The organism is Hymenobacter sp. CRA2, from assembly GCF_002007105.1.
Taxonomy (GTDB): domain Bacteria; phylum Bacteroidota; class Bacteroidia; order Cytophagales; family Hymenobacteraceae; genus Solirubrum.
On record NZ_MVBC01000008.1, the window covers coordinates 189,719 to 214,378 of the forward strand.

Annotated in this window: 22 protein-coding genes and 1 tRNA gene; 12 read left to right on the forward strand and 11 right to left on the reverse strand. The window is 62.1% G+C overall.

Annotated features, from left to right (window positions below; genetic code table 11):
• Position 1: 1 nt before the first annotated feature.
• Both B0919_RS14235 and B0919_RS14240 read left to right on the forward strand, forming a co-directional pair.
• Positions 2-1,345: a restriction endonuclease subunit S gene (locus B0919_RS14235; RefSeq protein WP_078012944.1), complete on the forward strand. Its 1,344-nt coding sequence runs from the start codon at positions 2-4 to the stop codon at positions 1,343-1,345.
• A gap of 141 nt (positions 1,346-1,486) precedes the next feature.
• Positions 1,487-2,212, forward strand: a complete 726-nt coding sequence (locus tag B0919_RS14240) for a hypothetical protein (protein ID WP_078012945.1) — start codon at positions 1,487-1,489, stop codon at positions 2,210-2,212.
• Between the two features lie 220 nt (positions 2,213-2,432).
• Here B0919_RS14240 and cdaA read toward each other — a convergent pair whose 3' ends face one another.
• Both cdaA and folP read right to left on the reverse strand, forming a co-directional pair.
• Positions 2,433-3,281, reverse strand: coding sequence for a diadenylate cyclase CdaA (cdaA, locus tag B0919_RS14245; protein WP_078012946.1), 849 nt, complete (start codon positions 3,279-3,281; stop codon positions 2,433-2,435).
• 18 nt (positions 3,282-3,299) lie between these two features.
• On the reverse strand, positions 3,300-4,181 hold the full coding sequence (gene folP, locus B0919_RS14250) for a dihydropteroate synthase (RefSeq protein WP_078012947.1): 882 nt from the start codon (positions 4,179-4,181) through the stop codon (positions 3,300-3,302).
• A gap of 152 nt (positions 4,182-4,333) precedes the next feature.
• Here folP and B0919_RS14255 point away from each other — a divergent pair, with 152 nt between their 5' ends.
• Positions 4,334-4,891: a DUF1599 domain-containing protein gene (locus B0919_RS14255; RefSeq protein ID WP_078012948.1), complete on the forward strand. Its 558-nt coding sequence runs from the start codon at positions 4,334-4,336 to the stop codon at positions 4,889-4,891.
• 91 nt (positions 4,892-4,982) lie between these two features.
• Here B0919_RS14255 and B0919_RS14260 read toward each other — a convergent pair whose 3' ends face one another.
• The gene (locus tag B0919_RS14260) at positions 4,983-5,279 is read right to left on the reverse strand and encodes a GIY-YIG nuclease family protein (RefSeq protein WP_078012949.1); all 297 of its coding nucleotides are present in this window, start codon (positions 5,277-5,279) and stop codon (positions 4,983-4,985) included.
• 154 nt (positions 5,280-5,433) lie between these two features.
• Here B0919_RS14260 and B0919_RS14265 point away from each other — a divergent pair, with 154 nt between their 5' ends.
• The 5 genes from B0919_RS14265 (at position 5,434) to B0919_RS14285 (ending at position 11,921) form a co-directional block, all read left to right on the forward strand.
• Positions 5,434-6,603 carry a BT_3928 family protein gene (locus B0919_RS14265; protein ID WP_254846579.1) on the forward strand — a complete coding sequence of 390 codons (1,170 nt, stop codon included), beginning with the start codon at positions 5,434-5,436 and terminating at the stop codon, positions 6,601-6,603.
• Positions 6,604-6,772: 169 nt separating this feature from the next.
• Entirely contained in the window at positions 6,773-7,834 is a 1,062-nt protein-coding gene (locus tag B0919_RS14270) for an ABC transporter permease (protein WP_078012951.1), read from the forward strand.
• Between the two features lie 160 nt (positions 7,835-7,994).
• On the forward strand, positions 7,995-8,546 hold the full coding sequence (locus B0919_RS14275; protein ID WP_176133050.1) for a shikimate kinase: 552 nt from the start codon (positions 7,995-7,997) through the stop codon (positions 8,544-8,546).
• A 71-nt stretch (positions 8,547-8,617) separates the two neighbouring features.
• Positions 8,618-9,259 (forward strand): sterol desaturase family protein, encoded by a 642-nt coding sequence (locus B0919_RS14280; protein WP_078012953.1) that lies wholly within the window; start codon positions 8,618-8,620, stop codon positions 9,257-9,259.
• A gap of 229 nt (positions 9,260-9,488) precedes the next feature.
• A complete protein-coding gene (locus tag B0919_RS14285) occupies positions 9,489-11,921 on the forward strand; it encodes a T9SS type A sorting domain-containing protein (protein ID WP_078012954.1) in 2,433 nt (810 codons plus the stop codon).
• Between the two features lie 72 nt (positions 11,922-11,993).
• Here B0919_RS14285 and B0919_RS25290 read toward each other — a convergent pair whose 3' ends face one another.
• The 4 genes from B0919_RS25290 to nhaA form a co-directional block, all read right to left on the reverse strand.
• Positions 11,994-12,170 carry a hypothetical protein gene (locus tag B0919_RS25290; protein WP_176133051.1) on the reverse strand — a complete coding sequence of 59 codons (177 nt, stop codon included), beginning with the start codon at positions 12,168-12,170 and terminating at the stop codon, positions 11,994-11,996.
• Between the two features lie 96 nt (positions 12,171-12,266).
• Entirely contained in the window at positions 12,267-12,683 is a 417-nt protein-coding gene (locus B0919_RS14290) for an EamA family transporter (RefSeq protein ID WP_078012955.1), read from the reverse strand.
• A gap of 20 nt (positions 12,684-12,703) precedes the next feature.
• On the reverse strand, positions 12,704-13,522 hold the full coding sequence (locus tag B0919_RS14295) for a phosphatase PAP2 family protein (protein WP_078012956.1): 819 nt from the start codon (positions 13,520-13,522) through the stop codon (positions 12,704-12,706).
• Positions 13,523-13,963: 441 nt separating this feature from the next.
• Positions 13,964-15,289, reverse strand: coding sequence for a Na+/H+ antiporter NhaA (gene nhaA, locus B0919_RS14300; protein ID WP_078012957.1), 1,326 nt, complete (start codon positions 15,287-15,289; stop codon positions 13,964-13,966).
• A 334-nt stretch (positions 15,290-15,623) separates the two neighbouring features.
• Here nhaA and B0919_RS14305 point away from each other — a divergent pair, with 334 nt between their 5' ends.
• Both B0919_RS14305 and B0919_RS14310 read left to right on the forward strand, forming a co-directional pair.
• Positions 15,624-19,199, forward strand: a complete 3,576-nt coding sequence (locus B0919_RS14305; RefSeq protein WP_176133052.1) for a PAS domain-containing hybrid sensor histidine kinase/response regulator — start codon at positions 15,624-15,626, stop codon at positions 19,197-19,199.
• Between the two features lie 294 nt (positions 19,200-19,493).
• Entirely contained in the window at positions 19,494-19,898 is a 405-nt protein-coding gene (locus B0919_RS14310) for a hypothetical protein (RefSeq protein ID WP_078012959.1), read from the forward strand.
• Between the two features lie 167 nt (positions 19,899-20,065).
• Here the strand turns inward: B0919_RS14310 and B0919_RS14315 are convergent.
• The 3 genes from B0919_RS14315 to pheS all read right to left on the reverse strand — a co-directional run bounded on the left by B0919_RS14315 (position 20,066) and on the right by pheS (position 21,942).
• Positions 20,066-20,142, reverse strand: a tRNA-Asn gene (locus B0919_RS14315).
• A 96-nt stretch (positions 20,143-20,238) separates the two neighbouring features.
• The gene (locus B0919_RS14320; protein WP_254846580.1) at positions 20,239-20,682 is read right to left on the reverse strand and encodes a hypothetical protein; all 444 of its coding nucleotides are present in this window, start codon (positions 20,680-20,682) and stop codon (positions 20,239-20,241) included.
• A gap of 219 nt (positions 20,683-20,901) precedes the next feature.
• A complete protein-coding gene (gene pheS / locus B0919_RS14325) occupies positions 20,902-21,942 on the reverse strand; it encodes a phenylalanine--tRNA ligase subunit alpha (RefSeq protein ID WP_078012960.1) in 1,041 nt (346 codons plus the stop codon).
• A gap of 342 nt (positions 21,943-22,284) precedes the next feature.
• On the opposite strand from pheS, the gene B0919_RS14330 reads away from it, so the two are divergent.
• Both B0919_RS14330 and B0919_RS14335 read left to right on the forward strand, forming a co-directional pair.
• On the forward strand, positions 22,285-22,638 hold the full coding sequence (locus B0919_RS14330) for a hypothetical protein (protein ID WP_078012961.1): 354 nt from the start codon (positions 22,285-22,287) through the stop codon (positions 22,636-22,638).
• Positions 22,639-22,770: 132 nt separating this feature from the next.
• On the forward strand, positions 22,771-23,238 hold the full coding sequence (locus B0919_RS14335) for a hypothetical protein (RefSeq protein ID WP_139362133.1): 468 nt from the start codon (positions 22,771-22,773) through the stop codon (positions 23,236-23,238).
• Positions 23,239-23,317: 79 nt separating this feature from the next.
• Here B0919_RS14335 and B0919_RS14340 read toward each other — a convergent pair whose 3' ends face one another.
• A complete protein-coding gene (locus B0919_RS14340; RefSeq protein WP_078012963.1) occupies positions 23,318-24,601 on the reverse strand; it encodes a M16 family metallopeptidase in 1,284 nt (427 codons plus the stop codon).
• Positions 24,602-24,660 lie beyond the last annotated feature (59 nt).

Sequence of the window (24,660 nt, forward strand, 5' to 3'; positions counted from 1 at the left end):
TATGCAACACTGGAAACAGGTACGCCTGGGAGATATCCTGACTGAATCGGCTGTTCCGGCCATCAACTCTTCCAACGAGCGACGCATTACTGTACGCCTGAACGTAAAGGGCGTGGAAAAACGGCCTGTAGGGTCCGACAAAGAAGGCGCAACGAAGTATTTTATCCGCTCGGCCGGGCAGTTTATCTACGGCCGTCAGAATTTACACAAAGGTGCTTTCGGTATCATTCCATCCGAGTTGGATGGCTACGAATCCAGTCAAGATTTACCCGCCTTTGATGTCAGCCCCGAGTGTTTGCCGGAGTGGCTGCTTTATTTCTTTCGGCAAGGGAATTTCTACCAAAGCCTTGACCGCATTGCGCGGGGTATAGGTTCGCGCCGTATTAACCCCCGCGACCTACTGGAAATAGAAATGCCTCTGCCCGAAATAGAGGAGCAGAAGCAACTATTGGCAGAGTTGAAAGCCACAGATGAAGCAGTCGAAGAATTAGAAGAGGAGTTTACTACGCAAGCCGCCCTGCTCACCCAGCTCCGCCAAGCCATCCTACGCGAAGCCGTGCAGGGCAAGCTCGTGCCGCAAGACCCCGCCGACGAACCCGCCGCCGCCCTGCTCACCCGCATCCGCGCCGAGAAGGAGCGCCTGATAAAAGAAAAGAAGCTCCGCAAGGAAAAGCCGTTGGAGCTGCTCACGGAGGCGGAGAAGCCGTATGAACTGCCGCAGGGATGGGAGTGGGTGAGAATTGAAGAAGTCTGTAGCTCTATCACTGATTGCGTAAACAAAACAGCTCCACTGAGTCAAAGTATTACGCCCTTTAAGATGCTTAGGACTACAAATATTAGGAATGGTAAAGTCGATACTATGAATGTGCGATATGTATCAGAGGAAACCTACCTGAAATGGACGGCTCGAGACAAGCCATGTAAAGGTGACTTAATCTTAACTCGTGAGGCTCCGCTAGGTGAGGTAGGATTGATAGAGCAAGATGACACGATATTTTTAGGACAAAGGCTAGTTCAATACCGAGCAGACGAGCAATTATTGTCAAAGAACTTTCTATTCCATGTTTTTAGAGGACCGATTATGCAAAACCAAATCAAACAGCTTGGGGTAGGAATGACGGTAAAGCATTTAAGAGTGCCTGACTCTAAAGTCCTGTCATTCCCCCTTCCTCCCCTCGCCGAGCAGCACCGCATCGTGGCGAAAGTCACCGAGCTGCTGAGCCACTGCGACGCGCTGGAGGCCGAGCTGACCCAGGCCCGGCAGGCAGCCGAAGCCCTGCACGCGGCCGCCCTGCGCGAAGCCTTTGCGCCCCGGCCCGTTGCCGAGCCGGTCGTAGAGGCCTAGCCGTCCCCAAAAAATCCTTCGCGAAAGGGCCGCATACCGTCGAGGTGTGCGGCCCTTTTGCTATATTTCTCCTACGCTCCGAGTACCCCGATATCCTATTGCAAGTCGTTCATCTTTCCACCTTTTATCCCTCTATCCCCGATGGCATCTGCCTTCATCAACCGCTGGTTCCGGAACCCCTTCCTGAGCCCCCGCATCAGCCGGGCCAACATGAAAAAGTTGGCCGCCTACACCCTCAACGCCCTGGAAACGCCCAAGCAGCCCGCCGGCGCGCCCAACACCACCGCGCTGGCCGCCGCCCTGCGCCCGCTCTACCAGAGCTTTGACGAGAACCTGGGCAGCGGCGCCACCGCCGCGGCCCGGCAACAGGGCGGCACCATCTCGGCCGAAGACGCCTTTGAGCAGCTGCGCAGCTGGCCGGCCGAAGCCGCCCGCCGCTTCATCCTGCCCAAGTTCACCGAGACGACGGCCGTCTACCGGGAGTTCTTCCCCGAGGGCCGCTCGGCCTTTTCGCAGGCCACCCGCAAGAGCATCGTCACCGACATGCGCGCCTTCATTGCCGCCGGCCTCGAGCACGCCCCCGACATCAGCGAGGAAGTAGCCACCACCGCCCAATCCCGCCTCGATGCCTACCTCGCCGCCGAGCAGCAGCAAGGCCAGGCCAAGAAAGCCAAAAAGGACGGCGGGCAAGCCATCAAGGCCGACCAGCGCGCCCTGGCCGTGGTATTGCTGCGCTGCTACGCCACTCTGCTGGCCGCCTTCGCCGACAACCCCGAGCAGGCCGCCACCTATTTCGACCTCTCCATGCTGCCGAGTAAGCCCAAAGCTGCCAAAGCCGACAAAGCCAAACTGGAAACGGTGGTCTAAGCGCTTAGCCGACCATTGCCGAATGCGCAGCGCGGGTCTAAGGGCTTAGCCGGCCATTGCTCAAACTGCAACGCTTGCCTAAGCGCTTAGCCACGCGTCGGCAAAATCGTAACGCTTGGCTAAGCGCTTAGGGCATCAATTCCCAAACGACAACGCCTCCCTAAGCGCTTAGGGAGGCGTTGTCGTTTGAGCACCGTAAGCCAACAGCTGGGTGGGGATGCTATGCCGCCACCTCCGCCGCCGAGCGGGCCGAAGAAGATGGCGGCGCGGCCGGGCGCGGCTGCGCGTCGAACAGAAACTCGTTGAGCTTGGCGCGCAAATCGGCCGAGGAAAGGTTGCGGAACACTTCGCCGCCGCGCACCAGCGACATCTGCCCGGTTTCCTCGCTCACTACCAGCACCACCGAATCCGTTACCTCCGTCAGGCCGATGGCGGCGCGGTGGCGCAGGCCCATGGAAGCGGGCACGTCAGGGTTTTCGCTGACCGGCAGGATGCAGCGCGCGGCCTTGATGCGGCCCTGGGCGATGATAACGGCCCCGTCGTGCAGCGGGGAAGTTTTGTTGAATATGCTCATGAGCAGGCGCTTGCTCACGGCTGCGTCGAGCAGGTCGCCCGATTCGGCGTAGAACTTCAGGTCCGACGCCTGCTGAAAGGCGATGAGCGCGCCGGTGTTCTTGCCGGCCAAACTCTTGGCCGCCTCCACGAAGGGCGTGACGGACATGCGTTGCTGCGGCGTTTCGCGGCGCCACGAGAACATACGCATGCGCTCCAGGGCCGTCACCTTGCCCACGTTGAGCAGGAAGCGGCGGATTTCCTGCTGAAACAGAATGATGCCCGCCAGCACGCCCACCGACATAAACTGCCCCAGAATCATGGTCAGCAGCTCCATGCCCGCGGCCTTCACCACCAGGTAAAACAGGTAGATGGACAGAAAGCCCAGGAAGATGCGCAGCGCCACCGAGCCGGTGAGCAGCTTGTAGATCTGGTAGAACAGAATGGTCACCAGCACCACGTCGACGACGTCGATCCAGCCGATGCGCAGGAAGCCGATGGCGACGGGGTTAAACATGGGAGTGAGAGCTAAAAATCAGGAGCTAAGCGTGTGTTCGATCAGGCGGACGGCTTGGGCGGCTTCGGCCACGTCGTGCACGCGCACGATGTTGGCCCCGCCGAGCACGGCCAGGGTATTCAGGACAATGGTGCCGGGCAGGGCGGCGTCGGGCGTGAGGCCCAGGGGTTTCCACACGAGGGTTTTACGGGAAAGTCCTACCAAAAGTGGCAAGTCCAAGGCCGTGCGCAGCTCGGGCAGGCGCTTGAGCAGCTCGTAGCCCTGCTGCGGGGTTTTGGCAAAGCCGATGCCGGGGTCGAGCACCACGTCGGCGGCGGGCCAAAGGGCGCGCAGGGCCGCCAGCCGGTCGCGGAAGTAACGCGTGAGCACCAGCACCAGGTCTTCGTCGTAGCCGGTGAGCTGGGTCATGGTCTGCGGGGTGCCGCGCATGTGCATCAGGATGTAGGGCATGCGCAGCCGGGCCACGGTCGGAAACATGTCCGCGTCGAGCAGGCCGCCGCCGATGTCGTTGATCATGTTGGCCCCGGCGGCTACGGCCTGCGCCGCCACCTCCGCCCGAAACGTATCGACGGACAGAAACACCGCGGGGAAGCGCCGGCGCAGCGCCTCGATGGCCGGCAGCACGCGTGCCAGCTCTTCGGCGGGGCTGATGTCTTCGGCGCCGGGGCGCGAGGAGTAGCCACCCACGTCGAGGATGGCGGCGCCGGCCTGCAGCATCTGCTCGGCGCGCCCGAGCAGCGCCGTTTCCGAGTCGAGGCGCGAGCCGCTGAAGAACGAATCGGGGGTGACGTTCAGGATGCCCATCACCTGCGGGCGGCTCAGATCGAGCACGGAGCCCCCCGGGCAGCGCAGCGTTTGTCGGCCCCGAAATAGCGTATCTTGCGCGGAAAGACCAGTCATGGGCGTTAGGGCTTAGGGCAGTAGATGTTAGGGCTTGACAAGTGGCAAGGGGCCGCGCACGGCGCCGGCGCCGCGTGAGTCAAGCCTGCAAAGAAAGTTCTAAGACCAAAGCCCTAATACCTCCGCTCTGTTTTAAAAATAGCTTTTTCACGTTGAACGACCAAACCCCGCGGCAGTACGACCAGGTGATTGAGCAGTGTCGGACGCTGTTTCTGGCTAAGACGCACGACTACGGCACGGCCTGGCGCATCCTGCGCCTGCCCAGCATCACCGACCAGCTTTACATCAAGGCGCAGCGCATTCGCTCCATTCAGGAAAAGGGCACGCAGCTGGTGCAGGACCCCATCGACGACGAGTTCGTGGCCATCATCAACTACTGCGTCATTGCCCTGATGCAGCTGCACCTGCCCCCGGACGCGCCCCTGGACCTGGACCCCGAAGCCGTGGCTGCTACCTACGACGAGGAAGTGGCCGAGAACCGCCGCCTGCTCTTCGCCAAAAACCACGATTACGGCGAGGCCTGGCGGCAGATGCGCGTGTCGAGCATCACCGACATCATCCTGATGAAGCTGCACCGCACCAAGCAGATCGAGGATTTGCACGGCCGCACCCTCGCCTCGGAGGGCGTGGAAGCCAACTACCGCGACATGCTCAACTACGCCGCGTTTGCGCTGATCCTGCGCGGGGCCGTTGAGCAGGAAGTAGGGTAGGGCGGGGTTGGGTTTATGGGTTGGATAGAACCCACCGAACGTCATGTCGAGCTTGTCGAGACATCTCGCGTGCTGATGCCCGATAGTATCTTCACCCTTGCCAGGTACGCGGATCGATAGCCTCCCAATTCGAATTCAGCTTAGCAATCAACCATTCCTTCTTCGCGCGGCTCCAGTTTTTGAGCTGCTTTTCACGAGCAATGGCTTGCGTGGCGTCCGGGCTGACTTCGCAGTATACCAGCAGATTGCACTGATAAAGGCCGGTAAACTTTCCGGCGTTTCCCAAACCTTGGCCATGCTCGTACAGTCGCCGTTCTAAGTCATTGGTCACGCCGATGTATAGCACGGTTCGGGCAGGATTGCTGAGGATATAGACGAAGTAGCTCATACAGGAAGATACTATCTGGCGTCAGCACGCGAGATGTCTCGACAAGCTCGACATGACGTTTTTGCTTACTACTGCCTACTGCGCACTGCTATTTCTCTTCCGCCCCAAACTTTCCGCGTTGCCCGGCCGTTTGCCAGCCGCTTACTTTGTAGATATGTCCACATCCGCTTCCGCTGCTGCCTCCACGGCCATGACGGCTGGCCGTCAGCCTTCGCATTTTGCGCGCACGTTCGTCCGGCTCTGCTGGTTTCTGCTGGGCGCCCTGTTTATTTTCTCGGGGCTGGTAAAGCTCAACGACCCCATCGGCACGGCTTACAAGCTGGAAGAGTACTTCGAGGTCTTCTCGCAGGACTTCGGCTCGTTCTTCATGGTCTTCCACGGCATGGCCCGCACGCTGAGCATCACGCTCAGCTCGCTGGAAGTGGTGCTGGGCGTGGCCCTGCTGCTGCGCTGGAACCTGCGCACCACGCTCTGGATGCTGTTTGTGCTGCTGGTGTTCTTCGCCTTTCTGACCTTCTACTCGGCCGCCTTCAACAAGGTCACCGACTGCGGCTGCTTCGGCGACTTCATCAAGCTCAAGCCCTGGCAGTCGTTTTTCAAGGATCTGTTCCTGCTGGGCCTGTGGGTGGTGGTGTTCTTCAACCAGCGCTACCTGCGGCGCGTGTTTGCCCGGGGCACGCTGGGCACCATGTACGTCACCTTTGCGCTGGCCGTGGCGGTGGGCATCGGGGTGTACGCCCTGGGCCACCTGCCGTACTTTGATTTCCTGCCTTACAAGGTCGGCAACGACATCGGCAAGCTGATGCAGCCCTCGGCTCCGCTGCGCTACAAGTACATCATGGAAAAGAACGGCGCCACGCAGGAATTCACGGAGTACCCGACGGATACGCTGTGGAAATTCAAGCAGATGGTGGCGCTCAACCCGGAAGACGGCCCCAAAATCACCGACTTCCGCGTGTGGGGAGCCGAGCAGGAAGAGCTGACCAAGGAAGTGCTGACGGGCAACAAGCTGCTGCTCATCATCCAGAACACCGACAAGGCCGACCGTGACCGGTTCCGGGAAATCAACCTGATGCTGGCCGGTGCCGATTCGTCGAAGAAGCAGATTACGCCCATGATCATCACCAGCAGCTCGCCCAACGAGTTCGACGTGTTCCGCCACGAGGTGAACCTGCCCGGCAAGTACTACTTCGCCGACGCGACGGTGCTCAAGTCGATGATCCGCTCCAACCCCGGCTTCCTGCTGCTGAAGGACGGCGTGGTGAAGGGCAAGTACCACTACCACGACATTCCCAGCCGCGCCAAGCTGGAAGAAGCGCTGTAGGAGAATTGTCGATTTTCCGTGAACGTCATTCCGAGCGAAGTCGAGGAATCCCGCGTGCTGATGGCAGATAGTAAAATGCTCGTTGAACGAGAAAAATGCTATTGGGAGTCAGCACGCGAGATTCCTCGACTTCGCTCGGAATGACGTTCTGATTTTTAGCTTTAGCTCCATGCTCCTCTTCGTCCTGCGGCGGCTGCTGCACGGTATCTTGATTCTGGCCGGCGTGGCCCTGACGGTGTTCGTGCTGTTTCAGGTGCTGCCCGGCGACCCGGTGGCCCTGCTGGCCGGCCAGCGCAGCGACGTGGCTACCCGCGCCGCCATTGCCGCCGACCTGGGCCTCGACCAGCCGGTGCCCGCGCAGCTGGCCGGCTACCTCAACGACGTCTCGCCCCTGGGCATTCATGCCCGCGACTCGGCCGGCGTGGCCCGTTACGGTGGCCTGACGCTGCTGCCGCTGGGTGGCCAGAAAGCCCTGGTGCTCAAGAAGCCCTACCTACGCCGCTCGTTCCAGTCGAACAAGGACGTGCTCGATATTCTGCTCGACCACTTCGACGGCACGCTGTGGCTGGCCCTGGCGGCCATGCTGCTGGCCTCGGTGCTGGGCATTGGGCTGGGCATCCTGGCGGCGCTGCGCGCCCACACCTGGCTGGACCGGGCGCTGCTGACGGTGTCGGTGCTGGGTATTTCGGTGCCCTCGTTTGTAGCCGCCATTCTTATTGCCATGACGTTTGGCTTCTACTGGAGCCACTGGACGGGGCTGAACCTGACCGGGCAGCTGTTCGAAACAGACCCGTTCACGGCCGAGTCGCACGTGGTGTGGCGCAACCTGCTGCTGCCGGCCCTGGCCCTGGGCGTGCGTCCCCTGGCCGTGATTGTGCAGCTCACACGCAGCTCCATGCTGGAGGTGATGTCGCAGGATTTTGTGCGCACGGCACGGGCCAAGGGCCTCTCCAAGGAGCGTACGGTGTGGCACCACGCCCTGCAGAACGCCCTGAACCCGGTGGTGACGGCCGTGTCGGGCTGGCTGGCCTCGCTCATGGCCGGCGCGTTTTTTATCGAGTACATCTTCAACTGGAAGGGCCTGGGCACCGTCACGCTGCGGGCCGTGGAAAACCTGGACTTTCCGGTGGTGATGGGCGCCACGCTCTTCGTCGCTTTTCTGTTCGTGGTCATCAACATCGCCGTGGACGTGCTCTACGCCGTGCTCGACCCACGGGTGAAGCTGGGCTAGAGCAGCTCCGGCAGTCATTTGTCTTCGGCTGTCATCCTGAGCCTGCGAAGGCCCTTATTGCCGGGGAACGAGTCGTTGGAGCCATTATCAACCCGAAGAAACAAGGTGCCTTTGGCTCAGGATGACAAACGACGGAAGAACCCTTCCCACCACAGCGCCCATGCCCGCCGAACCTGAACTGCCTACTACTTTCCGAATTCACCTCGTCGGGATGCCCGGCGCCGGCAAAACCACGCTGGGCCGGGCGCTGGCCACGCTTTACAGCCTGCCCTTTCGCGACCTGGACGACGAAATCGTGCGGCGCGCCGGCCGCAGTATTCCCGACATTTTCGCTCAGGACGGCGAGGAGTGCTTTCGGCAGCTGGAGGCTGACACCTTGCGGGCGGCAGTGGCTGCACACGAGCGGCTGGTGCTGGCCACCGGCGGGGGCACGCCCTGCTTTCACCAAAACATGGAGGTGCTCAATCAGACGGGTATCACGCTGTGGCTGGATGTGCCGGTGGAGGAGCTGCTGGCGCGCCTGCGGCACGCCGCGGCCACGCGCCCGCTGCTGGCCGCCCTGCCCGACCCGGCCGCCCTGGAGGCGCGGCTGCGCGAAACATTGGGCGCGCGGCAGCGGTTTTATCAGGCGGCTGCCCTGCGCTGCCCCGCCGAAGCGTGTAGCCCCGAAGCCGTGCAGCAGTTGCTGACACACTTTCGGGCGACGGGCTAAACCTTTGGTGTGGCACAGCGTTTGCGCGCTGGTGGCTACTTTTGCCCACTGAAACACACCCCTTACCTCGTATGGAACAAAAGGCTGCTCCGGCGTCGGGCCAACTCCACAAGCCCAAGCACAAAGGTTCGGCGCAATTGTTTGACAACCCTGTGCTGGAGCGTATGACGCACACGCACATTGCCGCGCCGCTTACCATTTTCTTCACCGTGGCGGCTCTCAGCCTCTACTACAGCCTCAGCCGGGGCCTGCTCACGGGCCTGGCGGCGTTTGGGCTGTTTCTGACCGGCTGGTTTGCCTTCACGCTGGCGGAGTACCTGATGCACCGCTACGTGTACCACATGGATACGAACACGCCTCGCAAGGCCAAGTTTCAGTACACCATGCACGGCGTGCACCACGAGTACCCCAAGGACAAAACCCGCCTGGCCATGCCGCCCATCCTGACGGTGTTCGTGGCCTCGCTGCTGTTCTTCATCTTCCACTTCACGCTCGGCAACGCCGGCTTCGGGGTGCTGGCCGGGTTCGTGTTCGGCTACGCGCTGTACCTGTTTGTGCACTACGCTATTCACGTGTACAACCCCCCGAAAAACTTCCTCAAGTTCTGGTGGCACCACCACGCCCAGCACCATTACCGGCAAGACGAAGTGGCCTTTGGCGTGTCGACGACGCTGTGGGACCACATCGTGGGCACCATGCCGGATAAGAAGTAGCTGTTTCGGCTTTTGCTCTTCGCTTAAAGGCGGCTCCTCCCGGGGCCGCCTTTTTTATTTTCATTATCAAATTGAATTGTTCGAAGTTATTTGTATTAATGCATTGATATTCAAAGATGAAAAGAACACCTCCTTTGCTTTACTGCTTACCTTTGTACCTCTGATTTTACGTCCGGCCCCCGCAAGGCCGGGTAGTTAAGCCTTTTGCTTTCTACAAAACCTCCACCGTATGTTGCAAACCTACTTGCGCAAAACGCTTTGGTTGGGTCTATGCCTGAGTGCGCTGTCTACCCAAGCGCAGTACCTGTTCAAGAGCGCGCCCGACGCCAGCGTGGGCTCCAACGGCCTCGGGCCGTACACGCAGAACTTCGATGCGCTGGCCGGCACCAACCGGGTGTTCACCAGCAACAGTACATTGAAGGCCGTGTACGCCAAGTACACGCTGAACGGTGTTTCCGGCGAGTTTGAATCGGGCGCCCGTGGAACCGGTGCGGTTACCTTACGGCCCGACGACGGCTCGCAGGGCTATTCGCGCGACGTCAACGGCAACCCCAACGGCGCCGACTGGTACCATTTCGGCGAATCCGGTGCCACCGACCGGGCCTTCGGCGGCATCGCGGCTACCAATACGGCGCCGGGCGTTGGCTACATCGGTATCCGGCTCAAGAACACTTCTGGGGTGGTTATCAAGAACCTGGAGATTGAGTACGCCATGGAGCAGTGGTACAACTCCAGCCAAACCCAGGCTGCCAACGTGGCGGTGGCGTACCAGCGCAGTACGGCTACGGCGGGCATTACGTCGCTGACCAGCGGTACCTGGACGGCCATTTCGGCGCTGAACGTGGCGGCTCCCTCCACCTCCACCGCCATTGCCCCGCGCGACGGCAACGCCGACACCAACCGCCGCGTGATGCGCACGACCCTGATGGGGCTGAACATTGCCAACAACGAGGAAATTATGATCCGTTGGTCGTACACGTTCAACTCGACCACCAACGGCAACGGCCTGAGCATCGACGACGTGGTCATCACGCCCCAGACCAACATCTACTACTCCAAAAATACCGCTAACTCCAACCTCGACAGTCGAAACAGTTGGGGGCTGAGTGCGGACGGCTCCGGCACTGTCCCACCCAACTTCACGACCGACAACACGGTGTACTACGTGCGCGGCACCAGCAACGCGGACCGCATCAACGGCACCTGGACGGTATCGGGCGCCAACTCCAAAATCATCGTGGGCACGCCGACGGAAGCCGCCACGCTGTACGTAGGCCCCAACGACCAGATTGCGGGCAAGGTGGACATTAACCCGACTTCGACCCTGCAGATCCAGCAGGCCAACACCAACCTGACGCTAGGTGCGGTGAGCAGTGCCAGCACGGTGGAGTACATCTTCCCGAGCAATGCCACCACCCAGCGCGTGCAGGGCGGTTCGTACGGCGCGCTTAAGCTGACGGGAGCCGGCAACCGCACCCTGGCCAGCTCCGCGCTGATCAATAGCTGGATGAGCTTTGACGTGCCGACCAACTCCTTCGCCAGCCTGTCTCTGGGCAACAACGACCTGACGCTGATTAAGGGCGCGGGCTTCAGCGGCCTGGGTGACCAGAATACCCTGATCGTGACCAATGGTACGGGTGCCCTGCGCCAAACGGTGACCAACAATGGCAGCAACATGCTGTTTCCGGTGGCCAGCACGGCCGCGGCCACGGCGTATACGCCCGTCACGCTCAGCCAGCCTTCGTCGGCCAGCCAATCGGAAGATACCTACAGCGTACGCGTCAGCGAAGGCGTGTACCACACCTACGACAGCAACGAAGTAGGCCAGGGGCGGGCCCTGACCAGCGACGCGGTAAATAAAACCTGGCTGGTGAGCGAGGAAGTGCCCGGCAACTCCAACGTGACCATGCAGCTGTACTGGAGCACTGCTCATCAGACCAGCACGTTCACCTCCAGCCGCGCCTTCATCGACCACTACACCGGTGGCCGCTGGGAAGGCGTCAGCGCCTTCTCCGGGGCAGCTCCCGCGGGCGCCGGCTTGCAGTCGGTGGGCCGGGCCGGCATCACCAGCTTCTCGCCGTTCGGGGTATCGACCAGCCAGGGGCAAGTACTGCCGGTGGCGCTGCTGAGCTTCACCGCCAAGCGCACGGGCGACGCCGTAACGTGCCGCTGGGCCACGGCGCAGGAGCAAAACAATGACCGCTTCGAAGTAGAACGCAGCCTCGATGGCCGCACCTTCGAGGGCATCGGCCGGGTGCGGGGCGTGGGCACTTCCAGCCAGCGCCACGACTACCAGTTTGAGGACGTGCGGCCCGTGGCCCAGCGCGCCTACTACCGCCTGCGCCAGGTGGATCTGGACGGCACGGCTACCGTGTCGGGCATTGCGGTGGTGGAAGGCTGCGCCAAGTGCGCGCCGGCCGGTAGCGTAGCCGTGGTGCCGAACCCCGGCACCGGCCGCTTTGAGCTGTGGAGCGGTGCCGCCGAAGGCACGGAGCTGGACGTGGTGGTGCACGCCGCTACCGGGGCGCAGGTGCTGCGTCAGCGGACGGTGGTGGGCGCGCAGCGTCCGGTGCTGAACCTGGACGCGCAGCCCGCGGGCATTTACTTGGTGCGCGTTACGTCGGCCACGGGCTCGAGCACGGTGCGCGTAGTGAAGCAGTAACCGCTGCCTAGTATGCATGAAAAAGGCCCGGCTGCATAAGCCGGGCCTTTTTTCGTGGGTATCGTCGCTGAGCTAGCCGCGGCGGAAAAAGCGGCCAAACAGCCAGAACAGCAGAATCAGCACGACGACTACCCCGATGATGCCGGTGTAGGCGCCAGCCTTGAAAATATCGCCGATGGCTTCGCAGCCGGTCAGGGGCAGCAGTAGCGCGCACAGCAGCAGCGGCAGCAGGGGAAGGGAGCGTTTCATGTCAGTAGGGGAAGGAAGTGCAAGGATGAGGCCGGCTTGCGGGCCAGCCATTTGAATTCAAATACTGTGGCATCTGCCAAAAGGTTGGGGCCAGGCTCAGCCCCAGATAAGTACAATGGTGCCGGCCACGATGAGGGTCGCGCCGAGGCCGGCTTGCCAGGTCAGCTTTTCGCCCAGAAACACCACCGCCAGCACAATGGCCAGGGCCACGCTAAGCTTGTCGACGGGCGCTACCTGCGACACTTTGCCCAGCTGCAGCGCCCGGAAATAGCACAACCACGACAAACCCGTGGCCAGCCCCGACAGCGCCAGGAACAGCAGGTTGGTGCGCGACAACGTGGCCACGGCCCCGATGCCCCCGCGGAAATACACAATGGCCCAGGCCAGCACCAGGATAACCGAGGTGCGCACGGCCGTGGCCAGGTTGGAGTCGACGCCCTTGATGCCGACTTTGGCCAGCACGGCGGTAAGCGCCGCAAAGACGGCGGAAAGAAGCGCGTAGGCCCACCACATAGCGAGGAGGAAACAGCGGGTTATTGCGTGGGGCGCCACACCATGCCGAAGCCGGCGCCGCCGGGCACCCAGGTGGGCGTAAACGTGGTGCCGTTGAGGATGCGCGGCTTGCGGCCCCAACGGTTGCGGTGGGTGAGGTAACCCACGTGCGCCGCCAGAATGCCGAAGCCCGCGCCGGCCACCACGTCCGATTGCCAGTGCTTGGTGTTGATCATGCGCAGGGCACCCACGCCGGTGGCAATGGTGTAGGCCCCAATGCCGTACCACTGGCTTTTGTCGCGGAACTCGGTGTGCACGATGCTGGCGGCCAGAAACGCCTGCGCCGTGTGGCCCGAGGGAAACGAGAGGTTATCGGAGCCATCGGGCCGCGTTTCGCGCGTTAGGTTCTTGACGGCAAATACCGTCGCGAGCATAAACAGCTCCGACTTGCCAATGACCAGCAGGGTGTTGAGCCGGTCGTCGCGCGACTCCACGCCCGACAGCGCCACCAGGCCCAGCTCGGCGTATGGCGCGAAGATGAGGTAGTTGTCGAGTGAGGTGCGGTAAGTCGGAAACGCCCGGTGGATGTCGCGGTTGGCCTGCTGGTTGGTGTAAAAACCGCCGCCGTTGAACGTGTACGCGCCGTAGCCGATGAGCACGGCCGGAATGGCTACGGCCTTCACCAGCTTGCCGCGGTACCAGGGCTGCTTGACCACGAGCGGCACACCGGTGGGGTTTTCAAATTTATGCGTGGTATCGGGCGGCAGCGTGACGGTGGGCATTACCTGGGCCGTAGCCGGTGCCAGCGCCGCCGTGGCTACGGCGACGCACAGCAGGAAGCGGCAAAGCAAGAATTTCATTGCCAGTTAAGCGGAGAGGAAGTGGAGTAAAGCATCCGGCGGATGACCCGGCTAATCAACCGGGTAAGGGCCGTGTACGAAGGGATTCTGAAGCAATTCTGTGCAAACCCGGCCATAGGCGGAAACCATCCGTTCCAGCCGCCAGTGCGCATCGTTCACCTGCCTCCGCATCCTGTAGCACGGACCAATAGAAGCCGCTTCCAGCCTTAGCTTCCGCCGCTTACTCCTTAGTTGCGCGTCCTGCTGACGCTATAACCGCGTCCTGCGCGGCAGCTCTGCCATCAGCAGTAAAACTGTTTTTCTCCCCTCCGGCATCCTCCCTGCCTCATCTAACACTATCAGGCCGGCTGTGCGAGCCGCACGCGGTACACCTGCGCCCAAGCGTAGCTTACAAACCGGCACGAGTAAGTGCTCCTGCCGAAGTGGTGATGGGCAAGCAAACTAAGCGGCCTCCGGCTCCGGAACCGGCGGCGTCGTGCGCAGCAGCAGAAAGCCGCCGACGCCCGCCAGCAGCGAGGCCAGCAGGATGGCTAGTTTGGCTACGGCTTCAGCCGGGGAGTGCACCCCAAAGGCCAGCAGCGTAACGAATAGCGACATGGTAAAGCCAATGCCGCCGAGCAGGCCGGCGCCCCATAGGTGCCGCCACGTCACGCCGGCGGGCAGCGTGGCCCACCCCAGGCGCACCGTCAGCCACGACAGCAGCCCGATGCCCAGCGGCTTGCCCACCACCAGCCCCGCCAGGATGCCCAGGCCCAGGGGCGACACCAGTTGCTGTATGGCCGAGGCGTCGATGGTCAGGCTGGTGTTGGCAAAAGCAAACAAGGGCACGATGCCAAACGCCACCACCGCGTGCAGGCGCTGCTCCAGCTTCTGCGCGGGCGAACTGATGCTTTCCGCCAGTTCTTCCAGCTCCTCGCTGATGGTGCGCGGGTCGGCGTCGCGGCTGTGGGCTTCGTCGCCAAGCAGGTGCAGGCGCTCCTCCAGCAGGCGCAGCAGCGCGGGCCGTTCCTGCCCGATGCGCGCGGGAATGGCCATGGCCAGCAGCACCCCGGCCAGCGTAGCGTGCACCCCCGATTCCAGCGTGGCGTACCACAGCCCGAGGCCCAGCAGCAGGTACAGGCCCAGGCTGCGCACGCCTAGGGCATTGAGGCTCAGCAGCGCTGCCCAGATTCCCAGGGCCCAGTACAGCCACGTCAGGTGCAGCTCGCGGGTGTAAAAGCCGGCAATGACTACCACCGCGCCCAGGTCGTCGACGATGGCCAGCGCCGTGAGGAACACCTTCAGCCCCAGCGGCACGCGCGGGCCGAGCAGCTGCAGCGCGGCCAGCGCAAAGGCAATGTCGGTGGCCATGGGAATGCCCCAGCCATCGGCCGTAGCGGTGCCGCGGTTGAAGACGGCATAGAGCAGCGCCGGCACCACCATGCCGCCCACCGCACCGGCCACTGGCAGCGCGGCCTGCCGCAGGGAGGACAGCTCCCCGTCGAGCACTTCGCGCTTGATTTCCAGCCCCACGATGAGGAAGAACACGGCCATCAGCCCGTCGTTGATCCAGTGCAGCAGGCTTTTATCGAGTACCAAGCTGCCCAGAGCCACGCGCAGGTGCTCATCCCAGATGGCAGGGAAGTACTGTGCCGGCCCCCACGAGGTATTGGCCAGCAACAGAGCCAGCGCGGCACTAAAGAGCAGCACGATGCTGCCGGAGGCTTCCCGGCGAAAGAATTCGGCAAAGGGCCGCACCAGCGGCCGGACTAGATTGGCAACAGCCATAGCAATGAGGCAAGAGGGGCCATTTGCGGCGCCTACAACTTACGGCTGAAATGCCATTTTCGCCGGGCAGGAGGCCATTCGGGCCGGGGCTGGGCGCACCAGCCAGCCCTTGCCAGGCGAAAATGGGGCCTGCTCCGGCCGGTTGCGCGCCTAATAGGCCGAAGGCAGTTAGCCTACCCATTGCCCGATAAGATCGGGGCGAAATAGGATTGCTATTTATCTTTATCCTGCAGAGAGCTTGCGCCTTGGGTGCGGGCCGGCCGCCTGCCCAACTTATACCGCAAGCGTATTCAGTCTACTTATCAGCAATCGGAACCAGGGAATGCGTGGGCTAATGGAAAACGACGATATGAATTTCGCTGCGATACAAGCCGAGAATGAACGTTTACAGCAACTGGTAGCCCGGCAGCAAGCGGAGATTGAGGCGCTCAAAGCCCAAGCCTGCCAGCGGATTCCCGCCATCGAACTGGCCCTGCCCGGGCTGGAGCACCTGAGCCCGACCCTGCAGATACTGGAAAACGTGTTTCCGTCGGTGATGCTATCCGACGCGCAAGGCCATATTGTTTGGCTAAACGAGGGCTTCACCCGGCTTTGCGGCTGCACGCTGGCCGATGTGGCGGGCCGGCTTCTGCCGGATGCCCTACCGCATTACTGGCCCGACGAGGCCACCGCCGCGCATATCTGGCAGTGCCGTGCCCAGGGCCTGCCGTACTCTTTCGAGGGGCCTAACCCGCACCTGCCGAGCCCGGTGCGCTGGATGCGGGTGAAAGCGCAGCCCATTTGGAATGCGCAGTATCAGTCCCTGCTCTACGTCAGCCTGGTGGAGGACATTACGGCGCAGCGCCTCGCCCAGCAGGCCCTGCTCGAAAACGAGCAGCGCTTCCGGAAGCTGATCGAGAAGGCGCCGGGCGCGCTCTACGAATGGCGCGAAAACTACGACGGCACGTATTACGTGACCTACGCCAGCCCAAAATTTCAGGAGCTGTTCGGCATCGGCCCCGACGAGCTGTTCCTCATTCCCAGCTTCATCCACCCCGACGACTGGAAGGCGTGGCGCCGGTCGGTGGAAGTATCCAATCAGCAACGGACCCCCTGGGAATTTGAAGGCCGGCTGGTGGTGCCGGGCCAGCCGCTGCGCTGGTGGCGCGGTTACGCCTTGGTGTCGGACCAAGACGAGCAAGGCCTGGTGTACCGGGGCATTATGCACGACAGCACCGCGGCCGTGGCAGCGCAGGAGTTGGTGCAAGCCAGCAACCAGCGCTGGCGCGCCGCCATGGAAGGCGTCGGCAACCATACCTGGGAATACAATGTGCGCACCCGGCAACTATCCATTTCCCAGAAGTACCGCGAACTGCTGGGGTACAACCCCGACGCGCAGCCTACGCTCCTGCCGCAGCTGTCCAACGTTCGTCCAGAAGACGAAGACGCATCCCAGCGCGCTTTTGAGGCCTATTTCCGCGGAGAAGCCAGCATGTACTCGACCACCTACCAGCTGGTCGATGCCTTGGGAGAAGTCCATTGGATACTGGTGCGCGGGCTGATTACGGAGCGCGACGAGTACGGCGTGCCCCTGATGCTGACGGGTAGCTACACCGATGTCACCGAAATCACCCAGGCCAACCGGGCCCGCGAAGCGTCGACGCTGCGGCTGGCCAGCACCATTGCCAGCTTGCAGGGTGCGGTGCTGCTGGAAGACGAGCACCAGAAGATTATCCTGGCCAACGCGGCTTTCTGCCGGCTGTTCCAGCTTCCCATTTCCCCCGAGGCCTTGGTCGGGGCCGATTGCCGGGAACTGGCGCAGGAGGCCAGCACCGCTTTCCGCGACGAAGAACTGTTTTTGCGGCGCGTCAACGACATCCGCGAGCAGCGCCTGACGGTGCAGGAAGAAATCATGACGCTCAAGGATGGTCGCGTGCTCAAGCGCGACGCCACCCCCATCTACGCCCACGACGAATACATCGGCTTCCTGTGGAAGTACGAGGACATCACCGTGCGGGCCACCGAGGAAGAGGCGCTGCGGCGGCGGGAGGAGAAGTACCGGGGCATTCTGGAGAACCTGCGGCTGGGTCTGGTCGAAATCAGCGTCGATCAGCGCATTGTCTTTGTCAACCAGAGCTACTGCGACATCTCCGGCTACCGCCTCGAAGAGTTGCTGAACGCGCCCATGACCAAAATCAGGCCGGCTGAAGGCAGCGGGCATATTCCGCAGCAAAAGCGCGCGCTGCGGGCGGCCGGCCTGGCCGATACCTACGAAGTGCCCATCATGACCAAAGCGGACGAAATAAAGTGGCTGCTGGTGAGCGGCGCCCCGCTCTACAACGACGAAAAGCAGTACATCGGCTCCATTGCGGCCCACCTCGACATCACGCACCAGAAGCAGCTGGAAAGCAGCCTGCGCGAGGCCAAGAAGCAGGCCGAAGAGTCGGCGCAGGCCAAGGAGCTGTTTCTGGCCAACATGAGCCACGAGATTCGCACGCCCATGAATGCCATTCTGGGTATGAGCCAGCTGCTGGCCAAAACCAGCCTGTCGGCCCCGCAGAGCGAGTACCTGCACGCCATCACCACCTCGGCCGAAAACCTGCTCGTCATCATCAACGACGTGCTGGACCAGGCCAAAATCGAGGCGGGCAAGATGAGCATTGAGCACGTGGGCTTCGATGTGGGCCAGGTGTGCCGGCAGGTGGAGCAAACGCTGCAGTACAAAGCCGAAGACAAGGGCCTCAGCCTGCACGTGCACGTCAGCCCGGCCATTCCGCCGGTGCTGCTCGGCGACCCGCACCGCCTCACGCAGGTGCTGCTGAACCTGGCCGGCAACGCCCTGAAGTTCACGGAGCAGGGCGCCGTCCGTATTTCCTGCGAGGTGCTGGAGCACGTGGGGCCCGAGCTGGTGGTCGAGTTTCGCATCCGCGATACGGGCGTCGGTATTGCGCCCGAGTACCTGGAAAATCTGTTTCAGAACTTCAGCCAGCAGGATGCGTCTGTGTCGCGCAAATTCGGCGGTACGGGCTTGGGGCTGAGCATTTCCCGGAAGCTGGTGCAGCTAATGGGCGGGCAGCTGCGGCTCGAAAGCGAGCCGGGCCAGGGCACTACCAGCATGTTTTCCCTGCGCCTGCCGGTGGGCACGGCCGCGGATATGCCCCGCCCCGAGCTGGCGCCAAACCCGACGGTGCTGCGCCAGGCCCTGCGCGGCCGGCGCGTGCTGCTGGTAGAAGACAACGAGTACAACCGCTTGCTGGCCAAAACCTTTCTGGAGCAGGCTTATATGCACGTACGGGAAGCCGAAAATGGCGCCGTGGCCGTGGCCGCCGTACAGGAGCAGCAGTTCGACCTGATTCTGATGGATGTGCAGATGCCCGTGATGAACGGCCTGGAAGCAACCCGGCAGCTGCGCGAGCAAGGCGTGTGCATCCCCATCATCGGCCTGACGGCCAACGCCATCAAAGGCGACAACGAGAAGTGCCTGGCCGCGGGCATGGACGATTACCTCTCCAAGCCCTTTCTGGAAAACCAGTTGCTGACCATGCTGCACGCGTGGCTGCCGGCTCCCGCCGACGCGCCGGCGCCGCCACTTTACCAGCTTACCCAGCTGCGGGAAATAGCCAATCAGGATGAACAGTTCGTCACCCGCATGGTCAGCATGTTTCTCAAGAGCGGTGCCGACATCCTGACGCGCCTGCGCACGGCTATGGAGCGCGGCGACCTGGACGCGCTGAAAGAAGTAGCGCACGAAATCCGGCCCAGTGCATCACACATGCACATGCAGCAGTTGGTGCCCTTGCTGCTGCAAGTAGAAAAATGGCCGGGCGCCTTTTACCGTCCTACCCTGGAGCCCCTCGTTGAGGAAATAGCCCTCCTATTGCAGCAGACTCTGCAGCAAATGAGCCAGTACCTGGAAAACCGCCGGGCCTGATCCGCCCCTCACGCCCGATTACTCCGGGTTCACCCAGCGCCCGCCGGCCGTTGATGCTGAACATCTGAGGGTGAGGGGAGTAGTAGGGTGGGGTGGCTGCGGCCGCTACGGTGCCGGCACGGCAGGCTGTTTTGCCTACTGCCCGGAATGTTGTCAGTGTCGCCGCAACACCCAGCCGTTCCGAACGGCTTACTCTTCGCCACCTGATAGGCGTTGTGCAAGAACTCCATGGCGCACGGCTTCCATCCGGTAGCCTATCTTTGATTAACCTTTGGCCGAGAATGGCTTTACCAAGTGGAAGACAGCCGCTTAACGCTACTGGGCGCCACCAGCGCAGTGCAGGTTTGGCATGACAATGAAGCTCAGTGGTTGTACGTCCAGTGGCGCGGCAGCTTCGAGGAGCATTCCGCGAGCGAAGGGTGGGCACTGCTGCTACAGGCGCTGCAGCAGCGGCCCTGCGCCAAGCTGCTCAACGACGCCCGGTACGCAGCCACTGGCTGGGCCGGCCGGGAACAATGGGTCGGCGAAACGCTCTTTCTCAAGCTGGCCGAGGCCGGCGTACGCTACATGGCGTGCATATACCCGGCAGCCTTAGCGGCCCGCTTTTCCCTGGATACAACGCTGAATTCTGCTTCCCAGCCCTTTGTGGCTGCTTTTGAAGACCTAGCAACAGCCTGCTCCTGGCTGCAACAACGCTAGCTGATACTCGCTAACCCAAGGACTTCTCCAAAAAGCCACCCCTAGCAGCCGGAAGCCCAGATGTAAAGGACTTGCTTTATGCTTGTTAGCACTCCAAAGCATCTCGCTGTTCCAACCCTTAGGGCTGAAAACAAAAATACCCGCCGGTTAAGGCAGGTATTTCGTTGTGGCGCTCCCTCCTGGGCTCGAACCAGGGACCCTCTGATTAACAGTCAGATGCTCTAACCGACTGAGCTAAGGAAGCGGTTATGGCGGCGTTTGATTGCCGTTGCGGGTGCAATATTAGGCAGTAGGATCAGTTTGCACAACCCTTGCTACATATTTTTTTTGTAAAAAATGTTTAGTTGGTGATGTACAGCAGGTTGCCGTTGAGCGAAGTGCTGTACCGACGCAGCGGTAGACGGGCAGGACCGCTGGTAACCTGCCCCGTCAGATCAAAACGGGAGGTGCAGCAGGTGTCCACCAGGAAGAAGCTGGACGGGTCCACGCTCACCTTGGCGCAGGCATCATAGGGCTGGTAGGGGCAGTTGCGCTCAAAGGCCAAGTACTCCTGTGCATTCTGCCGAATCAGGACAATGCCGCGGGCACCCGCGTTCAGGTAAATATAGCCCCGGTCGAAGCGGAGGGGGGCGGCTTGCTGGGTGCTCAGGTTCACTACCTCATTGACCACGGCCGTGGGAATGGCGGGCTGCACATTGGAGCCCGAAGAACCGCAGCTTTCTAGCCCCAACAGAGCGGCGCTGACAACGGCTATAAACCAAATACGGCGGGAGGAGGTGTTCATGTGACTGGTAACGCCCAAAGACTGCGTTTATGTTCGCCGACAGGCTGTGTTCAGCAAGAATAGCCGCTACGGCCTACGGTAGCCCGAAGTAAATGCTGACCAGCTTGCGGTGGCACACGTCTGGGAGCTGGGTGCCGGGCATGTTGGGTTGGCAGGGAAGCTCGACACCAAACCAGCAAAAAGCCGGTACCGAAAACTATCGGTACCGGCTCCGGGGGCTTAATGTATGCCTTCGAACTGCCGCAGGAAGCGCAGGTCGTTCTGGGTGAACAGGCGCAGGTCCTTGATCTGGTACTTGAGCATGGTGGGGCGCTCCAGGCCCATGCCGAAGGCAAAGCCGGAGTAGCGCTCCGGGTCGATGCCGCAGTTGCGCAGCACGTTCGGGTCGACCATGCCAGCGCCCATGATTTCCACCCAGCCGGTGTACTTGCAAATGTTGCAGCCGGCGCCTTTGCAAATCAGGCAGGAAATATCGATTTCGGTGCTCGGCTCGGTAAAGGGGAAGTACGACGGGCGCATGCGCATCTTCACATCGGCCCCGTAGAACTCCTGGGCGAAGTAGTAGATGGTTTGCTTCAGGTCGGCGAAGCTCACGTTTTCGTCGATGTACAGGCCCTCGATCTGGTGAAACACCATGTGGGCGCGGGCCGAAATGGCCTCGTTGCGGTACACGCGGCCCGGCATGATCGAGCGAATGGGCGGCTTCTGGCTTTGCATCAGGCGCACCTGTACCGTGCTGGTGTGGGTGCGCAGCAGGCGGTTCTGCTCTTCCTCGCCGGCGGGCGGCAGGAAGAAGGTATCCTGCATTTCGCGGGCCGGGTGGTTCTCGGGGAAGTTCAGGGCCGAGAAGTTGTGCCAGTCGTCCTCGATTTCGGGGCCCTCGGCCACGTTGAAGCCGATGCGCGAGAAGATGCGCACGATTTCGTCGCGGGTCAGGCTCAGCGGGTGGCGCGTGCCCAGGGCGCCGGGCACCGCGGGCAGGGTGTAGTCATAGCCCGGGTCGGCGGGTTGGCTGGCGGCTTCTTCTTCGAGCTGCTGGCGGCGCTGGTCAAACTTGTCCTGCGCCAGCTGCTTCAGGGCGTTGAGTTGCTGGCCCACGGCGCGGCGGTCTTCGGCCGGCACGCTCTTGAGTTGATCGAAAAGGTCGGCAATGCGGCCCTTTCGGCCGGTGTAGGCAATGCGAAACTGATCGAGCCCGACCGCCGTGCTGACGTCGTAGGCCTCGATTTCCTGCTGAAGCTGTTGGATCGTGTCCTGCATAAGTAACTGCAAAGATAAACGGCCGTGGGGCACGGGCGCGGTCGGGACAAATACGTAATGAGGGGCAGCCGGCCCGCGCCGTTTGGCTGAACCGGCCACGCTTACGTATGAAGCAAAAGTACACCCGGTTAGGTACCCGCCGATGCGTTTTTCGCCCCCCCCTGCTGATTGTGTCCCCGTGCCCGGCCCAGTCCCGGCAAAGCCCGCCGCTGGGGCCGCCGTCACTCCCAGGTACAGCGTCAACCAGGCGCACCGTTCGATACCCTTCCGTTCGGCTACCCCTTAGCCGTGCCCGGCTTTGCCGCCGTCAGGTTCTCCGTTTCACTCACTTCCGCAGTTGCTATGATTCGCCGCCTACTACCGCTGTTTCTGCTCACCCTGGTGCTGGCCCTGGCCGATGCTGCCAGCGCCGAGGCCCAAACCAAGTCGCGCAGCGGGCGCGGCTACCGGGCCCGCCACCAGCCCGCCTCCTCCGACGACGTGAAGCTGGCGCCGGGCATGCGCCTGGGCCGCCCGCTGGCCCTCACCACCGACTACATGGGCCGTCCCATCAAGCCCAAAGCCAAACTGACTTCCACGCCGGTAAAACCCAAAACTGTCGCCGCTACGTCGATGTCGGCGCGGGGTACTACCTCGTCGGGCGGCCAGGCTAAAGCCAAGACTAAGACCAAGTTCAAGAAAATCCGCCGCCGCTGAAACTGTTTCCAACGGCGGGCGGTTGGGCAGGAGCTTGGCGCAAAATGGGAGGAAAAATGCTGATCGGCAGGGCCTTTTATGCGTAAACAAGTACTGACTATTCTTCCACCTCCGCTTTAAGATTCAGACCACATGAAACGGTTGGCATTACTCGGGTTGGTATTGGGCCTGATGACGTTCCAGGCGCAAGCCCAGCAAAAAAATACTACCAAAAAGAGCAGCGACGGTTGGGGCGACAGCGGCTGGGATACTCCCGCACCCAAAAAAGCTACTAAAGCCGCCGCGCCGGCCAAAGCCGCTACCGCCAAGTCGCAGGCTGAAGCAAGCCCTGCCCCCACTGAGCAGCCCGCGGCCACGCCGCAAGATGCGGCTGCCCAAAGCCAGGGTGGGCAGGCTTCCGGGGTCGGCAGCGCCGGGGCCGGTGGTTTCGGCGGCGGCTCCGATGGGGCTGCCGGCGGTGGCTCGTCGTCTTCGTCCATTCAGGGCATGAGCGTGGCGCCGGGTTCGGCTCTGCGCCCCATGGGTCGCACCCGCTTCGACTACCGCGGCCGTCCCATTGAGCAGAAGCCTTCGATGCGTCCGCGCACGCAGCGCAACTAAGCACCCTAGCACATTCCCCAAGCAAAAAGCCCGGAGCGCATCGCGCGCTCCGGGCTTTTTGCTTACGCCTTTATGGCCGCTAGGCGGTGGCTTCTTCCTCTTCCACCGGGGCTTCGGTGGCCTGCTCGGCGCGGGCCTGGTAGCGCAGGGTGGAGCAGTTGTCGGGGCGCAGGTACTCCTGGGCGGCGCGCAGCACGTCGGCGGGCTGCACGGCCTGCACGCGGGCACTTTCCTCGTTCACAAAGTTGGCGTCGCCCATCAGCTTGGCGTAGGCCAGGTTCATGGCGCGGTTCAGCAACTCTACTTCGCTGAACACGATGCTGGCTTCGGCCTGGTTTTTTACCTTCTCCAGCTCCTCGGCGTCGATGGGCTGCTGGCACAGCTCGTCCACCACGGCCTGCACGGCCGCGTCGGCGTCGGCCAGGCTCACGCCTTGGTTGAGCTTGCCGCTGACCACCATCAGGCCCGGCTCCAACGACCCCATCACGGAAGCCGAAATAGAGTTGAACAGAGCCTGCTCCTTCACCAAGCGCTGGTACAGGCGGCTGGATTTGCCGCGGCCCAGCACGTCGGAAAGCAAATCCGCCGCGTAGTAATCGGCCTCGGTACGGCCGGGCATGTGGTACACCTTGTAGAGGGCGCTCAGCGGCACGTCGGCTTCTACCTCCAGCAAGCGGGCTTCGGTCTGGCGCGGCTCGCGGGGCAGCTGCCGCTCGTAGCGCGTGCCGGTCGGGATGGGCCCGAACCACTTCTCGGCCAGCTGCTGGGCTTCGGCCAGGCTCACGGCGCCGGCCACCACCAGAATAGCGTTGGACGGGGAGTAGTGCTTGGCGAAAAAGTCGCGCACCTGCTGCATGGTGGCGTTTTCGATGTGGCTAATTTCTTTGCCGATGGTGGCCCACTGGTAGGGGTGGTGCTGGTAGGCGAGGGGGCGCAGCTTCAGCCACACGTCGCCGTAGGGCTGGTTGAGGTAGGTCTGCTTGAATTCCTCCACCACCACTTTGCGCTGCACTTCCAGCCCGTTTTCGCTGAAAGCCAGGCTCAGCATGCGGTCCGACTCCAGCCAGAACGCGGTTTCGATGTTCTGGGCGGGCAGGGTGAGGTAATAGTTGGTGATATCGGGCGAGGTGAAGGCGTTGTTTTCGCCGCCCACGCGCTGCAGCGGCTCGTCGTAGCTCGGGATGTTGACGGAGCCCGAAAACATCAGGTGCTCAAACAAGTGCGCAAAGCCGGTATGGCCCGGGTCCTCGTCGCGCGAGCCGACGTTGTAGAGCACGTTGAGCACCGCCATGGGCTGGGTGAAGTCTTCGTGCACGATGCAGCGCAGGCCGTTGGCAAGCGAAAATTCCTGGAAGTTGATCATGAGGCAATAGGGAAGTAGTCAGGGCGCTAAAACGTAGTAACCTACGAAAACGGCGCCGG